The organism is Methylobacterium sp. CM6247 (assembly GCF_054817925.1).
Map to the genome: position 1 here is coordinate 4,058,058 of NZ_JBTXKX010000003.1, position 15,032 is coordinate 4,073,089.

A 15,032-nucleotide genomic window follows, 5' to 3' on the forward strand; every position below is an offset into this window, starting at 1 on the left:
GCCGGAAAGCCCTGTTTCATCCAACTCTGAAAGGCCGATAGACCTGAGTTCCCAATCCGGTGAACGCGACTGTGGCCTGAGGGGCGCCGAATGCATGGTTGTGCTCCCGAGACTTGACTGCGAACCGCAAGAACCGTCGCGGAGCAGCAGGGGGCCGGTTATCTCCGGCGCTCTCGTGTCGCTTCCTCGATGGCTGTCTCGACGATGTCGAGGGCGTCCGTCATCTGCTCCGGCGTGACGGTCAGCGGCGGCGTCAGGGTCAGGACGTTGCCCATGGTGGTCTTGAACGACAGGCCGGCATGGAGCGCCCGGTAGAGCACCGCCTCGGCGAGGTCGGAATCGGGCTCGCGGCTGGCGCGGTCGCGCACGAGTTCGATGCCGATGAGGCAGCCCCGGCCGCGGACGTCGCCGATGGACGGGCAGCGTTCCATCATGGCGCCGAGGCGGGCAACGGCCAGCGCCCCGACGCGCGCGGCGTTGGCGACGAGATCCTCGTCCTCGATGATCCGGATCGTCTCCAGGGCGGCCCGCGTCGTCACCGGGTTCTTCTCGTGGGTATAGTGGCCGAACGCCCAGGCGCCGCCGACATCAAGGCTCGGGTCGGCGATCACCGCCGCGATGGGCAGGATGCCGCCGCCGAGCCCCTTGCCGATCACCAGGATGTCGGGGGCGACGCCGTCATGCTCGCAGGAGAACATCCGCCCGGTCTTGCCCAGGCCGGTGGGGATCTCGTCGAAGATCAGCAATACGCCGTGCCGGTCGCAGATGCGCCGGACCTCCGCCCAGAAGCCCGGCGGCGGGATGTAGGGTACCGCCCGTGTCGGCTCGGCGACGAGGGCCGCCACGTCGGGGTCGCGGGTGAGGACGTAGTCGATCATCCGGGCGCAGGCCCGGCCGCTCGCCTCGGCGCTGTCGGTGCCGTAGGGGCAGCGATAGCCGCCGAAGGGGGCGACGTGCAGGGCACCGGCCACCAGGGGCCCGGCGGGGCCGGAGCGGAACAGCATCTCGCCCGACATCGCCGCCGAGCCGGTGCCGGCGCCGTGGAAGGCATCCCAGAACGACAGGGTCTTGTGCCGGCCGGTGGCCGTGCGGGCGACCTTCACCGCCACCTCGACCGCGTCCGAGCCGCCGGTGGTGAACAGCACCTTCCCGAGGTTGCCCGGCGTGATCGCAGCGAGCTTTTCGGCCAGAGCCACGGCAGGCTCGCAGGCGTAGCGCCTGGGCGCGAAGGGCAGCGCGTCCATCTGCTCGGCGATGGCGCGCTTGAGGCGCGGATGACCATAGCCGATATGGTGGACGTTGTTGCCGTGGAAATCCATGTAGCGGCGCCCGGCCGCGTCCTCGATCCAGATGCCCTCCGCCCGCACGATCGCGTTGAGGCAGGGCGTCGAGACCGACTGGTGCAGGAAGGCGTCCGAATCCCGCGCCAGCAGCCCGTGCGTCGCCCTGTCGAGGCTCCGCGCCTGCCACGCGGCGCGCCGGTCGGTGCGGTTGGTGTCGCCCTCGGATTCGGCGATCCGTGCGTCCCGGCTCATGCGGTCGCCTCACGGCGGCGCCAGCCCTGGGCGCGGGCGATCACGAAGCGGTTGAGCAGCGCCAGAGCGAGGCGGGCGCCGAGGGCGGTCGCCATGATCACGCTCGCCATCGCGGCGGCGGCGGCCGTGGTGCCGGCCTCGTCCATGTGGACGATGGCGATGGCGGCGAGCTTGGTGCTCGGCCCGTAGAGGAAGATCACCGCCGAGACCGTCGTCATGGCGTTGACGAACAGGTAGACGAACAGTTCGAGCACGGTCGGCAGGCAGATCGGCAGGCTGACCCGGCGGAAGGTCTGCCAGAACGGTACCTTCAGGGAGGCCGACACCGCCTCGAATTCCGGGTCGATCTGCTTGAGGGCCGTCGTCGCCGTGACGTGGGCGACCGTGTAGTAATGCGCCAGCGTGTTGATCACGAGGAGCGCCAGGGTCCCGTAGAGGACGTTCAGCGGGTTCCAGGGCGCGTTGAAGAAGAACACGTAGCCGAGGCCGAGCACGAGGCCCGGCACCGCGAGCGGCAGCATCGCCAGCAACTGCGCGAAGGCCCGACCGGCGGGAAACAGCCTCAGCTTCTCGATGAGGTAGGCCCCGCAGAGGATCGTCATCGTGCCGATGGCCGCGACCGAGAGCGCCATGGCGAGCGAGTTCCAGTAGGGCGACCAGCCATCGGAATCGGCCGCCGCGAAGTCGTAATGGTCCAGGGTCAGGCCGAGGTTGTAGGGCCAGTAGCGGATGAACGAGGCCCAGACCGCGACCCCGTAGGTGCCCACGATCACGCCGGCCACGAGCATGGCGTAGACCAGGACGAGGCGGTCGCGGACCGGATGGGGCTTCGGCTCGTAGGGTACGGAGCGGGCCGAGAGCAGGGACGATTGCCGTCGCTGGATGAGCCGGTCGACGATGAAGGCCAGCACCGCCGGCACCAGCATCAGGAGGCCGACCACGGCGCCCATGGGGAAGTTCTGCTGGCCGACTACCTGGCGGTAGGCGTCGGTGGCGAGCACCGGGTACTGGCCGCCGATCACCTTCGGGATGCCGAAATCCGTGACCACGAGGGTGAAGACCACGAAGGCCGCGCTGACGAGGCCGTAGCGGGCGCCCGGCAGCGTCACGGTCACGAAGGTGCGCAGGCGGCTCGTGCCCATGGCGGAGGCGGCCTCGTAGAGGCGTCCGTCCGAGAGGCCGAGGGCGGTGACGAGGATGATGAGGGCGTGCGGGAAGGCGTAGAGGCATTCGGCGAGGGTGATGCCGATCGGCCCGTAGACGCTGTGGCCGAACAGGAGCCCGCGTAGGAAGCCCTGGTTGCCGAGGATGTAGGTGAGCGCGATCCCCGAGAGCAGCGAGGGCGCGAACAGCGGCAGCAGGGCCAGGGCCAGGAATAGGCCCTTGAACGGCATTGCCGTGCGGGTGAGCGCGTAGGCGTAGCCGAAGGCCAGGGGCACCACGAGTGCCACGACGATGCCGGCCACGGTGAGGCTGTTGAGCAGCGCATCGACCAGGGTCGGCGTCGCGAAGTAGGTGCGGAAGTTGGACAGGCCCGCCATCCCGCCATCCGGCGCCTCCAGGCTCTTGATCAGCAGCGTGCCCAGCGGCAGCGCGATGATGAGCAGAAGGAACAGGCACAGCACCGCGATCAGGGCGGTGCCGATGGCGGCTTCGGGCACGGTGCGGCGCTTGGCGGGCAAGGCCTCCGGCAGGGACAGGACCGCCTCCGGCAGGGACAGGGCCGCCTCCGGCAGGGAGACAACGAGGGGAGATGTCCCCAGGACGGCCTCGGCCATGGCGCGGCTCACGGGCGGGCGGCCACGGGGAAGGCCCGCAGGGCCGCCGGCGGCAGGGAGACGTAGAGGTACTGGCCTTCCGTCAGGGCGAGGTCGCCGTGGAGATTGGCCGAGACGTCGGCGACCAGGGAGCCGCCCAGGTCGAGGCTCGGTTCCAGGCGGGCGCGGGTGAAGGCTCCGAGGAATTCGAGGCTGCGCACCCGCACCTGGAAGGCGTTGACGTCGGTGGGACGCACGTTGCCGACCCGGATCTCCTCCGGGCGGAAGCCGAGGCGCACGGGACTGCCGGGGACGAAGCCGCGCCCGTCCTCGCAGACGAGATCGACGCAACCGACCCGGATCTGCCGGGCCGATCCCACCCGGGCGTCGAGGAACGTCATGGCGCCGATGAAGTCGGCCACGAAGGCGGTGGCCGGGTTCCGGTAGATCTCCGCCGGGGTGCCGACCTGCTCGATCGCGCCGCGATTCATCACCACGACCCGGTCGGCCATGGCGAGCGCCTCCTCTTGGTCGTGCGTGACCATGATGGTGGTGATCCCGAGGCGCTTCTGAAGCTGGCGGATCTCGTCGCGCAGCCGGGTGCGGACCTTGGCGTCGAGGGCCGAGAGCGGCTCGTCGAGGAGGAGCAGGGAGGGCGAGGTCGCCAGCGCCCGGGCGAGGGCCACCCGCTGCTGCTGGCCCCCCGAAAGCTGGACCGGGTATTTAGGCCCCTGTTCGGGCAGCCCGACCAGGGCCAGGAGTTCGGCGACCCGAGCGGTGACCTGCGCCTTCGGCATTCGCCCGTTGACGAGGCCGTAGGCGACGTTGGCCGCCACCGTCAGGTTCGGAAACAGCGCGTAGGATTGGAACACGATGCCGAAGTCTCGCGCCGCCGGGGGCGCCGTCGAGACGTCGACGCCGCCGATCTCGATACGTCCCGAATCCTGACGGTCGAGCCCGGCGATCAGGCGCAGCAGGGTGGTCTTGCCGCAGCCGGAGGGACCGAGGAAGCAGACGAACTCGCCCCGGCCGATTTCCAGGTCGATTCCGTTGAGGGCGGTGAAGGCCCCGTAACGCTTCGACAATCCCGAAACCCTGAGGAACGGCGTCGCATCGCGAAGCGTCATGGCGGTGCCCCCCTGCTCTTTCGTGTGGTCGTTCAGGCTCGCTTTGCGTCTTCGCGGCTACTTCTTGGCAGCCTTCGCCTCGTAGCGGCGCGACCATTCGGCGAGCACCCGCTCACGGTTGTCGGCCATCCAGCCGAGATCGTTCTTGATCATCGCGGCCTCGGCATTGGCGGGGTAGTTCGCCGGCACGTTGGCGACGCCCGGATAGGCCACCACCGCGTAGCTCTTGGCGTAGAGTTCGTTGGCGGCCTTGGTGGTGCCCCAGTCGGCGACCTTGCGGGCCAGATCCAGGTGCTTGGTGGTGCCGACGATGGCGTAGGCCTCTTCGTCCCAGCCCGTACCGTCGGCGGGGACGACGACGGCCAGCGGTGCCCCCTTCGTCTTCTCCGAGGCGCCGCGCATGTCCAGCGACAGGCCGGCGGTGCGCTCGCCGCGCGCCGCCTGGACGCAGGGAGCCGAGCCGGAATGCAGGTAGGCGGCGATGTTCTCGTGGAGCTTGTCCATGTAGGCCCAGCCGGCCTCCTCGCCCATGCCCTGGAGCCAGCCGGCGACCAGCAGGTAACCGGTGCCCGAGGAGGCGGGATGCGGCATCACCACCTTGCCCTTGAGTGCGGGCACCAGGAGATCGGCCCAGCGCACGGGGGTCTTCACCCCGTCCTTCTCGGCTTCCGCCGTATTGAAACAGACCACGCCGATGGAGGCGTCGGTTCCGGTCCAGCTGTAGGGGCCGATGGAATCGCGGAAGGCGGGCTTCAGCGCGTCGGCGCCCGTCGGCTCGTAGGTGGCGAGCAGGCCCTGCTTCTCGAACAGCAGCAGGCTGGAGGCAGCCAGCCCCATCACCATGTCGGCGCGGGGATTATCCTTCTCGGCCAGGAACCGTGCGGTGATGACGCCCGTCGAATCGCGCACCCAGACCACCTCGACCTCCGGCACCGCCCGCTCGATCCCGGCTTTGAAGGGAACGAGCTGATCGTTCTCGAGGGCCGTGTAGATCGTGAGCTTTGTGCGCTCGGCGGCCATGGCCAGGGTCGGCGACGTCAGGGCGAGGGTCAGAGCGAGGAGGCCGAGGATCTTCATCGATAATGCTCCGGAGTCTTGTCGTTCCGACGTTTAAATCCTGATGCATGACAGGAAGAAGACAAAACCCCGTGCAATCAAGTCCAGGCTTTTTGCATATGCTGCCTATTTCAAGATCATGGCGCAGAATTACTTACGTTGATTGCGGACGGCCGAAATCGACCCCCGGCGCTTGGCCGCGGGTCGATGTTGAAACCTTTCGATTGCTCCCGTGAAACGGTCTCCAGCCGTGACGCGGTGTCCCTTAGAGCGCTCTCCGCCGAAGCGGATGCCGGTTCGGCGAAAAGGAGCGCGGCAAAAAATGGAGGGCTGGAGCTGCCCCGGCCCAACGTGGTCGGGTGCAGCTCTAGCAGGCCTGTGGCATGCGTCCGGCGGCCAGCAATCCGTTGATATCGGCGACGACGCCCGGCAGGTCGGCGATCGTGTCGACGAGGAAGTGGGGCTTGGATTCCGCGAACAGGGTGGCGATCCGCGTCCGCTCGGAGGCGAGGCGATCGGCGGACAGCGCCCGGAACGCGTCGTAGGTCAGCCCCAGCGCGTTGCCCGAGCAGGTGAGCGCCACCGTCCACATGCCGGCTTTGCGGCCTTCGAGGATGCCCGGCACCGTGTCGTCCACCTTCACGCAGGCGGCGACGTCGTCGATGCCGAGCGCGATGACGTTCGCCAGCGCCTGGGCCGGAAAGGGGCGCCCGTTCGGAACTTCGTCCGTGGCCACCACATGGTCGGCGACGTAGCCGTTGGTGGCGGCGAGCGCGACCACGCGCTCCATGACGCGCGCCGGGTAACCGGAGCAGGAGCCGATCTTGAGCCCCCCTGCCCTGAGGTCGGCGATGGCGTCGAGGGCGCCGGGGATCACGGCCGAGTGCTCGGCGATCTTCTCGATCTGCAACGGCATGAAGCGCTCGTAGATCGCGGTGACATCGGTGTCGGTGGCCGGATGCCCGTGGGCGGCCGCGTAGCGCGCGGCGATCTCGGGCTGGTTCAGGAGCGTGCGGATATGGTCCCACTTGCCCATGCCCATCGGGCCGCGCGCCTCGGGCAGGCTGACGGCGACGCCGAATTCCGCGAAGGCCTCGACGAAGATCTGGGTCGGCGCGAAGGAGCCGAAATCGACGACGGTCCCGGCCCAGTCGAGTATCGCGGCCTGGAGTTTCCTCGGGGGGGTGTAGGACATGGCTGGACTTTCCGGGTGACCCGCGGAACGCGCGGGAGGCCGAGGAACGGGCGGTCAGACGGTCGTGATGTTCAGTTCGGTGAACACCGCCGCCACGGCCTCGACCGCGCGCTCCATGTCGGCGGATTCGACGTGGCCGATGCAGCCCACGCGAAACGTCTCCAGTTGCGTGAGCTTGCCCGGATAGAGGATAAAGCCCCGTGCGCGGACGGCGGCGTAGAAATCGGCGAAGCGGTACTTCGGGTCGCGCGGGGCGTGGAAGGTCACGATGATCGGCGCCTGGATCTCGGGCGCCAGGAAGGATTTGAGGCCGAGGCGCTCCATGCCGCGGATCAGCACGTCGCAATTGCGCGCGTACTTGGCGTGGCGGGCCGGCAGGCCGCCCTCCTCGTCGTATTGCAGCAGCGCCTCGTGGAGCGCCGCGACCACGTGGGTCGGCGGGGTGAAGCGCCACTGCCCGGTGCGCTGCATGTAATCGTGCTGGTCGCTGAGGTTCAGGGCCAATGAGGCCGAGTTGCCCTCGGCCCGCGCCAGGGCATCCGCCCGCGCGATCACGAAGCCCATGCCGGGCACGCCTTCGAGGCACTTGCCCGAGGCGGCGATCAACGCCTCGAATGGAACCGTGGCCGCGTCGATGGGGAGCGCCCCGAAGGAGCTCATCGCATCGACGATGAGGCCGCGCCCGTGGCGGGCGACCATTGCGGCGATCTCCGGCAGGGGGTTGAGGATGCCGGTGCTGGTCTCGCAATGGATCAGCCCGACATGGCTGATCGTGGGATCGGCCGCGAGCAGGCCGTCGACGGCCTCGGGCGTCGTGGGCACGTCGTCGGCGGTCTCGTAGACGCTATGATCGCGGCCCAGAGCTTCGCAGATCTTGGCGAGGCGCTTGCCGTAGGCGCCGTTGACGAGGACCAGGACCTTGCCGGTGCGCGGCACCAGGGTGCCGATCGCCGCCTCGACCGCGAAGGTGCCGCTGCCCTGGAGTGGCACGCAGACATGGCTGCCGGTGCCGTTGGCGATGGCGACGAGGCGCTCGCAGACGCTGGCCGTCAGGGCGTTGAAGCTGCCGTCCCAGGAGCCCCAATCGGTCATCATCGCCGCGCGGGTGCGCTCCGACGTCGTCAGCGGGCCGGGAGTCAGGAGAATGGGAGCGGCTGTCATGGTGATCCTGCCCGATCTGCCGTGAGCGCCGTGAGCGCTTCGGGACAGGTAGATCTTGCGTTCGGGCAAGCCATCAGATCAAATCGTTTCTTGTGATGCCCGTCATCAGTCTCGCCGATAGGTCGCCATGAACCTGTTCCAGCTGCGCGCCTTCGACGCCGTCGCGCGGGAGGGCAGCTTCACACGCGCGGCCCAGCGACTCTGCATCAGCCAGCCGGCGGTGACCGGGCACATCAAGGCTCTGGAGGAGCGCTACGACCTCGTTCTGTTCCGGCGCACGGCGCGGGCGGCGGAACTGACTCCGCAGGGCCGGGCGCTGTCCGAACTCACCGGCCCGCTCTTCGGCCTCGTGGAGCAGGCGGAGGATCTCCTGGAGGCCAACCGGACGCTGGTTTCGGGGCGGGTCGAGATCGCGGTGGATTCGCCCCATATCGTGATGCCGTTGCTCGCCCGCCTGCGGGCCCGCCATCCCGGCATCGTCGTCGGGCTGATCCTCGGCAACGCCGCCGATACCCGCGAGGCCCTGCTGTCGGAGCGGGCGAGCGTCGCGGTGCTCACCGAGGCCGAGGCGCATCCAGACCTCCACCTCGCGGAGATCGCGGTCTCGCGCATCTGCGCCGTGGTTCCGCGCGACCATCCCCTGGCGGGTCGCGCGGCGCTGGATCTGGCCGAACTCGACGGCGCCGCCATGGTGCTGCGCGAGCCCACCTCCGTGACCCGCCGAACCTTCGATCGTGCCTGCCGGCGCATCGGCATCACGCCCGCCGTGCTGATGGAACTCGACAGCCGCGAGGCGGTGATCGAGGCCGCCGCTGCCGGCATCGGCATCGGCATCGTCTCGTCCCTGGAATGCGGCGAGGACGCCCGGATCGCCGCGATCCCGATCGACGGGCCGGACCTCGTCAATCGACACGCGATCGCCTGTCTGGCGCGACGCCGGAACCTGCGCCTGATCCGTGTCGTGTTCGAACTGGCGGTCGATGCGGCGGAGGCGACGCGATGAGCCGGAAGCCCTCCGCACCGGAGAACCGGGCGCTGGCCGCCTCCCGCCACGACGCGATTCTGGCACGGCTCGGCCAGGACGGCAGCGTCAGCGTCGAGGCGATGGCGGACCGTTTCGGCGTCTCCCGCGAGACGATCCGGCGCGACCTGAAGGCCCTGGCCGAGCGGGGCCGGCTCGCCATCGTGCACGGAGGCGCGACCCGGCGCGCGGACGAACCCGTCCTGGCCATCCGCGAGCGCGACAATCCAGCGGGCAAGGCTGCGATCGGACGGGTCGCGGCGGGGCTCGTCGAGGACGGCATGGTGGTGGTGCTCGATTCCGGCGCCACCACCCTGGCGGTGGCGAACGCGCTGGCCGGCCGCGACCCGCTCTTTTCCCGCCCCATGCCCAAGGGGCTGACGATCTGCACAAACAGCCTGCCGGTGGGGCTCCTGCTCTGCCGTGTCGCCAGCGTGCGGGTCCACTTCCTCGGGGGCGAGATCGAGGGCGCGGACGAGGCGGCTTTCGGCACCGAGGCGCTCACCGCCCTGGCGCGCTTTCGCGCCGACCTCGCCTTCGTGGGTGCCGGCGGCATTTCACCAAGCGGCGAGATCACCGACTTCGCGCCGCTCCCCACCGAGTTGCGCACCCACATGCTGGCGGCGGCGGAGCAGGGCTACGTGGTGGCCGACAGCACCAAGTTCGGTCGCCTGACCCCGATCCGCCTCGCGCCGATCCCGGCGGGGACCGGTCTCATCGTCGATGTCGAGCCCCCGCCCCTTCTCCGGAACGCCCTGACCCGACGCGGCCTCGACCTGATCGTCGCGCCCTGATGTGGTTTTTTGTGGCTTTTTGATTTCTTTTGCAGCGGGCCTGCATTAGGAACGGACGACGTTTTCGGCCGCTCGTCGGCGTGGCGTTGCCCTCACAGGACGCGAGATCTCATGATGGCCACCGGCATGAGCCTGCCCGTCTTCTGCGCGGTGCTTGCCGCCGCCTTCATGCATGCGGGCTGGAACGCGGTGGCGAAGCTGCGCCTCGAGCCGATTCTCACCATGGCGCTGATCTCGGCCTCGGCCGGGCTGTTCGCGCTTCCGGCCTCGCTTTGGTTCGGATGGCCCCAAGCCGCCGCCTGGCCCTGGCTGGCGGGTTCGATCCTGCTGCATCTCGGCTATTACATCGCCCTGGCCGAGGCCTACCGGCACGGGGATATGGGGCAGGTCTACCCGATCGCGCGCGGCAGCGCCCCGCTGCTGACCGCCTGCGCCTCGCTCCTGGTGCTGCAGGAGGCGCTGCCCCCCCTCGCCGCCCTCGGGATCGGCATTCTCTGCGCCGGGGTCGCCCTGATGGCGTTCGCCAAGGCCGGCGGCCAGCGGCTGAGCCGGGCGGCCCTGGTGCACGCGCTTCTCACCGGCGGCCTGATCTCCGGCTACACGCTGGTGGACGGGCTCGGCGCGCGGGCGGCGGGCGACCCCCACGCCTATGCCGCCGCACTTTTCGTGATCGACGCGATCCCGCTGCCGGTTTTCGTGCTCTGGACGCGGGGCCGCGACGTGCTGCGCTCCGTGCGGGGCCTCATGGTGCCAGGACTCGGGGGCGGAGCCCTGGCCCTTGGCTCCTACTGGATCGCGATTTGGGCGATGACGGTCGCGCCCATTCCCCTGGTCGCGGCGACGCGCGAGACCAGCGTCCTGTTCGCGATGCTGATCTCCGTCATAGTGCTGAAGGAGCCGCTTCTCCTGTCGCGAACGGCGGCGGTGGTCATCATCGTGGCGGGGGTCGTGGCCATGCGCCTGGCCTAGAGGCTCGATCCCGCGGCGCGCTCCGACGATCGAGCACCATGCCGCGAGGGCTACGCGAAGCGCGGCAAAGCGGAGCTCCCGATGCGAGGGAATGGATCGTCAGAGCCGCCGGGCCGGGCGACCGTCTCTGACGACGAGCACTTGATTGCGTGCAGGCTGCGAATACCCACTCATGAAGCAAAGCCGGTCCCCGCGACGATGACGCGGAAGTACCGCTCCGGGCGTGTTCCTGCGCGTTTGCTTACGCCGGCAGGATGACCACCTTGGTTTTGACCGGTGTCCGCGAATAGAGGTGGATCATGTCCTGGCTGAGCAGACCGACGCAGCCGCTCGTGATGCCCGTGCCGATCGTGTCGGGCTCGCTGCTGGCATAGATCGTGTAGAGCGTATAGGCGCCGTTCTGGTAGAGATGAAGGGTGCGGGCGCCGAGCGGATTGTCCAGGCCGCCCGGCATGCCGCGGGCATATTTGGCGGCCTCGGGCTGACGCCGGATCATCTCCTTCGGCGGTGTCCAGGTCGCCCATTCGGACTTGCGGCCGACATAGGCGTCGCCGCTCCAGAGGAAGCCATCGCGGCCGACATTCGCGCCGTAGCGGGTGGCGGAGCCGTCGCCCTCAATGCGGTAGACGTAGAAATTGCCGGGATCGACGACGATCGTGCCGGGAGCTTCCTTGGTGTCGTAGCGAACCGTCCGGCGATAATATTTCGGGTCGACCTTGCTGATATCGGCAGCCGGGATCGGGAATTTCTCGTCCGGCATCGGCCCGTAGATCTTCGCCGCCTCGGCGAGGATCAGGCCGTCGGATGTCGCGCAGCCGGCGAGCCCCAAGGCACTCAATCCAGCGGCGGAGCCGGCCAGGAAAGACCGGCGGGTGAGAGGCCGCGTTCCATGCCCGAGCGGATCGATAATCCCACCGTCCATGATCATGATCCCGGACCTTCCCTGCCCTGCGGACCGAAGAACGAGTGCTCCGGTCGCGCCTCAATGGCCAGCTGAGACTGGCAAGCTCGGCTTTTGCGTCGAGAGTATGGCGAAACTCTCTCGTTGCCGGGGATGGGGGGACGACAACGGCCTTTGAGCGTCTTCGGTGAGGACGATGACTTGCGATGCGAACGACCGGTGCCGCGCCGTCGCGCGAAGAGGCCTCGACGGATCAGGCTCAGCGACGCCCGATATCGGGTCGGCGCCAGCGAGGTGTCGCACCGGTCTTCGCCAAAGCTGGCCGTACGGGTTTCTTTACAGAATTCATCGATGACATGGAGCGATGTTGCAGGGGCTGTCGCCATGCTCCCGATCGATCTCGAGATCGGGAACGGCTCAGTCCGCCAGACGTGCGGGTGATGGGTCGATACAATGGCGACGGGCGTTCAGAATTCTCAGGTCCTCATCCCTCTCTACACCTCGGTCGAAAAGCTGGCCTACAGCCCCCTGGACTCTGCCGGCCTGCAGAGCGGCATGTACGCGCATGTCTCCGTGGTCGGCATCGCCGGGGCCGACGGAAAGCCCGTTCCCGCGTCGCTGAGCCAGACCCTGCCCGCGGCACACTCGACCCCCGGTGCGACCCCCGAGGCGAACCACGGGACGGGGGTCGACGTGCCGCCCGCCACCGGCATCTTCCAGGTGGATACCGGATCCTGGGCGACCGTCCTTCCGCAAGAGCTCGTCGAGGCTGCGGTCGGGCCGATCGACTGGACGCAGTATCCGCAATATCGAGAGGGTAGCCTGAAATACAGCAGCGACGGCATCGTCGAAACCGGGCACTGGGTTCCGCTGATCCTCGCCTTCCCCGACGCGACCCTGCCGGATGGCAGCGTGCCGACGACCACGGTGACGGCCCTCGTCCGCGGCGACGGCACCACGACGTATATGCTCGGCGTCGGGTTCAACACCGGCTTCGCCACGGATGTGAAGGGGACCACGCTCACCTCCGCGAACAATGCCGTCCTGAACCTCGCCGAGATGAAGAGCGGGGAGATGGCCCATAGCTACATGATCGATCGCGAGGGCATGCATCTCGGCTGGTCCGGCGCCGACGAGGGGGCGGGCTGGACCGTGCAGAAGCTCGACGAGGCCCTTTCGGCGCCGTTGCCGGGCAGCCCGCAGGATTGGCTCTGGCCGACCGGCTCCGTCGTCATCGACGGCACGGTCCATAGCGGAATGGACCTGCTCTTCGACACCGGCACGCCGGAAGCCTTCGTCCATTACCCCGGCATCACGAAGCCGGGCCATTTGATGCCGGATGGCAGCGCATTCACCGTGACCGTTCCCGGCTCGAACGGTGCGGCGACCAGTTACGGCTTCGTCCTCGGCGACGAGAGAGGGGATACGCCCTCGAACGTCTGGGAGAGCCGCGCTACCCATGGCTCGGCTTCGTTCATGAATACGGGAACCCATTTCTTCCGCGACCACACCTACGTCTACGATGCGGATAAAGGCCTGATCGGGTTCAAGACCAACGGCGCGCCGGTCTCTCCGACGATGGCCGAGGAGGTTTCGTTCATCAACGGGCTCTCGCCCGACGGAACGCTGACGGAGGCGAGCTTCGCCGGCTGGGAGGGTAGGACAGCGCATAAATGGGGGGCGCCCACCGCCGGAACCGGAGCGACGATCACCTATGCCTTCGATCCGGACTCGTCGTTCTCCGCCAACGAGCAGGCCACCGTCCTGCGGGCCTTCGCGACCTGGTCGGGCGTGGCGGATGTCCGTTTCGTGGCGGCTTCGTCGAGCACGGCCGCCGACGTCCTGATCCATCGCGGGAACGATGGCCGGGCCGACGCGAGCAACACGAGTTCACGCGGCAGCGGAAGCACCCTGGGCACGCCTCAGAGTCAGGTCGTGGTCTCGATCGATACGAGCAAGCATGGGTTCGACCTGTCGGGCTCCCTCCACAAGGCCGCCGGATATGGATTCGGGACCATCGTGCACGAGATCGGCCATGTGCTGGGTCTCGGAGATGATGGCCGCTACAACGGCAAGGTCGATCCGGCGACCCAGCAATTCAGTGCCTATGACGACCGCGAATGGTCGGTCATGTCCTATATCGACTGGACCAAGGCGCATGACGCCAAGTACCGCGCGAGCGATCCGGTCGCCGGCACGGATTGGGGCCATGCCGATGGCGAAACCCGCAAATCCAGCCAATCGCTGATGCAGCTCGACATCCTGGCGATCCAGCAGCTCTATGGCGCCGCGTCGCCGGCCGGCACGCCGTTCTCGGGCGGGCAGACCTACGGCTTCAACAGCTCGATCACCGGTCCCCTGGAGAAGATCTACGATTTCAGCCTCAACACGCAGCCGGTTCTGACCCTCTTCAACGAAGGCCGCCACAATATCCTGGACCTGTCGGGTTTCGCGAAGGCCGCCTTCGTCGATCTCCGCGCGGGGGCCTTCAGCAGCGTCGCCGGCCTCACGAACAACATCGCTATCGCGCAGGGCACGGTGATCGAGACCGCCATCGGTGGAAGCGGGCGCGACACCATCGTCGGCAACGATACCGCCAACCTCCTCGACGGCGGCGACCGGTCCGACTTCCTCTACGGCCTGAAGGGCGGCGACACCTACATCGTCGATAGCAAAGCCGATCGCGTGTACGAACTCCCGCATCAGGGCTACGACCGGGTTCTCACGGATGTCGGCTACGCCCTCGGCACCGGCCAGTCCGTCGAGTTTCTGGCCGCCAGGGACGCCACCGCCACGGACGCCTTCAAGCTCGTGGGCAACGAGATCAACCAGGTGCTGCGCGGCAATGCCGGCGACAACGTCCTGAACGGCAAGGGCGGTACGGACAGCCTTTACGGCGGTGCCGGCAACGACACCTACATCGTCGACCGCCTCGCCGACCGTGTCTTCGAGACGGGCGACGAGGGCCGAGATACGGTCGTGGCGTCGACGAGCTATGCCCTGGCCGCCGGCCAGGAGATCGAGATACTGAAACTGGCGATCGCCACCGGAACGTCGCGTCTGCACCTCGTCGGAAACGAGTTCGACAACCTGTTGCGCGGCAACGAGGGCGCCAACACCCTCGACGGGGGATTGGGTTCCGATATCATGAGGGGGCTCGCCGGACGCGACGTCTTCGCGTTCTCGACCACACTCGGGGCCAACAATATCGATCGCCTTACCGATTTTACCGTGGGCGAGGATCGCATCCGGCTCGACGACGCCATCTTCACGGCGCTGGCCCCCGGTCGCCTCGCCGCCGACGCGTTCAAGGATGTGAGCGTGGCCAGGACCGATGCCGACGATCGCATCCTCTACGATCACGACACCGGAAACCTGTTCTATGACGCGGATGGCAGCGGTGCGGGGCAGGCCATCCGGTTCGCCATCCTGAACGACGGGGTCGATCTCGGCTACCGCGACCTCTTCGTGGTATGAGAGCGAGCCGCGCCAGCTCTGCCGGATGGGGTTCTGTCA

11 protein-coding genes are annotated in these 15,032 nt (G+C 68.2%); 4 read left to right on the forward strand and 7 right to left on the reverse strand.

Features of this window, described 5'->3' with window-relative positions; genetic code table 11:
• Positions 1–158: 158 nt before the first annotated feature.
• The 6 genes from pbfA to ACYQOP_RS20145 all read right to left on the reverse strand — a co-directional run bounded on the left by pbfA (position 159) and on the right by ACYQOP_RS20145 (position 7,831).
• On the reverse strand, positions 159–1,535 hold the full coding sequence (gene pbfA / locus ACYQOP_RS20120; protein WP_461223632.1) for a (R)-1-hydroxy-2-aminoethylphosphonate ammonia-lyase: 1,377 nt from the start codon (positions 1,533–1,535) through the stop codon (positions 159–161).
• A complete protein-coding gene (locus ACYQOP_RS20125; RefSeq protein ID WP_461223633.1) occupies positions 1,532–3,313 on the reverse strand; it encodes a putative 2-aminoethylphosphonate ABC transporter permease subunit in 1,782 nt (593 codons plus the stop codon). The genes pbfA and ACYQOP_RS20125 overlap by 4 nt, the downstream gene beginning before the upstream one ends.
• An 8-nt stretch (positions 3,314–3,321) precedes the next feature.
• Complete coding sequence (locus ACYQOP_RS20130) at positions 3,322–4,419, reverse strand: putative 2-aminoethylphosphonate ABC transporter ATP-binding protein (RefSeq protein WP_461223634.1); 1,098 nt, start codon at positions 4,417–4,419, stop codon at positions 3,322–3,324.
• Positions 4,420–4,476: 57 nt separating this feature from the next.
• Positions 4,477–5,496, reverse strand: a complete 1,020-nt coding sequence (locus tag ACYQOP_RS20135) for a putative 2-aminoethylphosphonate ABC transporter substrate-binding protein (protein WP_461223635.1) — start codon at positions 5,494–5,496, stop codon at positions 4,477–4,479.
• 346 nt (positions 5,497–5,842) lie between these two features.
• Positions 5,843–6,670 carry a phosphonoacetaldehyde hydrolase gene (phnX, locus tag ACYQOP_RS20140; RefSeq protein WP_461223636.1) on the reverse strand — a complete coding sequence of 276 codons (828 nt, stop codon included), beginning with the start codon at positions 6,668–6,670 and terminating at the stop codon, positions 5,843–5,845.
• Positions 6,671–6,724: 54 nt separating this feature from the next.
• Complete coding sequence (locus tag ACYQOP_RS20145; RefSeq protein ID WP_461223637.1) at positions 6,725–7,831, reverse strand: 2-aminoethylphosphonate--pyruvate transaminase; 1,107 nt, start codon at positions 7,829–7,831, stop codon at positions 6,725–6,727.
• Positions 7,832–7,958: 127 nt separating this feature from the next.
• Between ACYQOP_RS20145 and ACYQOP_RS20150 the strand changes: the two genes are divergently transcribed.
• The 3 genes from ACYQOP_RS20150 to ACYQOP_RS20160 all read left to right on the forward strand — a co-directional run bounded on the left by ACYQOP_RS20150 (position 7,959) and on the right by ACYQOP_RS20160 (position 10,615).
• On the forward strand, positions 7,959–8,834 hold the full coding sequence (locus tag ACYQOP_RS20150; RefSeq protein ID WP_056434171.1) for a LysR substrate-binding domain-containing protein: 876 nt from the start codon (positions 7,959–7,961) through the stop codon (positions 8,832–8,834).
• Positions 8,831–9,646: a DeoR/GlpR family DNA-binding transcription regulator gene (locus ACYQOP_RS20155; RefSeq protein WP_461223638.1), complete on the forward strand. Its 816-nt coding sequence runs from the start codon at positions 8,831–8,833 to the stop codon at positions 9,644–9,646. Before ACYQOP_RS20150 ends, ACYQOP_RS20155 begins: the two co-directional genes overlap by 4 nt.
• 111 nt (positions 9,647–9,757) lie before the next feature.
• Entirely contained in the window at positions 9,758–10,615 is an 858-nt protein-coding gene (locus ACYQOP_RS20160) for an EamA family transporter (RefSeq protein WP_461223639.1), read from the forward strand.
• A gap of 241 nt (positions 10,616–10,856) precedes the next feature.
• Here the strand turns inward: ACYQOP_RS20160 and ACYQOP_RS20165 are convergent, their stop codons facing one another.
• The gene (locus tag ACYQOP_RS20165; protein WP_461223640.1) at positions 10,857–11,543 is read right to left on the reverse strand and encodes a L,D-transpeptidase family protein; all 687 of its coding nucleotides are present in this window, start codon (positions 11,541–11,543) and stop codon (positions 10,857–10,859) included.
• Positions 11,544–11,969: 426 nt separating this feature from the next.
• Here ACYQOP_RS20165 and ACYQOP_RS20170 point away from each other — a divergent pair, with 426 nt between their 5' ends.
• Positions 11,970–14,993: a M10 family metallopeptidase C-terminal domain-containing protein gene (locus tag ACYQOP_RS20170; RefSeq protein WP_461223641.1), complete on the forward strand. Its 3,024-nt coding sequence runs from the start codon at positions 11,970–11,972 to the stop codon at positions 14,991–14,993.
• The last annotated feature ends 39 nt before the right edge of the window (positions 14,994–15,032 follow it).

Bases quoted from the DNA above. Each gene is read 5' to 3' on its own strand.
- pbfA (WP_461223632.1), bottom strand. From the start codon at position 1,535: ATGAGCCGGGACGCACGGATCGCCGAATCCGAGGGCGACACCAACCGC.
- ACYQOP_RS20125 (WP_461223633.1), bottom strand. From the start codon at position 3,313: ATGGCCGAGGCCGTCCTGGGGACATCTCCCCTCGTTGTCTCCCTGCCG.
- ACYQOP_RS20130 (WP_461223634.1), bottom strand. From the start codon at position 4,419: ATGACGCTTCGCGATGCGACGCCGTTCCTCAGGGTTTCGGGATTGTCG.
- ACYQOP_RS20135 (WP_461223635.1), bottom strand. From the start codon at position 5,496: ATGAAGATCCTCGGCCTCCTCGCTCTGACCCTCGCCCTGACGTCGCCG.
- phnX (WP_461223636.1), bottom strand. From the start codon at position 6,670: ATGTCCTACACCCCCCCGAGGAAACTCCAGGCCGCGATACTCGACTGG.
- ACYQOP_RS20145 (WP_461223637.1), bottom strand. From the start codon at position 7,831: ATGACAGCCGCTCCCATTCTCCTGACTCCCGGCCCGCTGACGACGTCG.
- ACYQOP_RS20150 (WP_056434171.1), top strand. From the start codon at position 7,959: ATGAACCTGTTCCAGCTGCGCGCCTTCGACGCCGTCGCGCGGGAGGGC.
- ACYQOP_RS20155 (WP_461223638.1), top strand. From the start codon at position 8,831: ATGAGCCGGAAGCCCTCCGCACCGGAGAACCGGGCGCTGGCCGCCTCC.
- ACYQOP_RS20160 (WP_461223639.1), top strand. From the start codon at position 9,758: ATGATGGCCACCGGCATGAGCCTGCCCGTCTTCTGCGCGGTGCTTGCC.
- ACYQOP_RS20165 (WP_461223640.1), bottom strand. From the start codon at position 11,543: ATGATCATGGACGGTGGGATTATCGATCCGCTCGGGCATGGAACGCGG.
- ACYQOP_RS20170 (WP_461223641.1), top strand. From the start codon at position 11,970: ATGGCGACGGGCGTTCAGAATTCTCAGGTCCTCATCCCTCTCTACACC.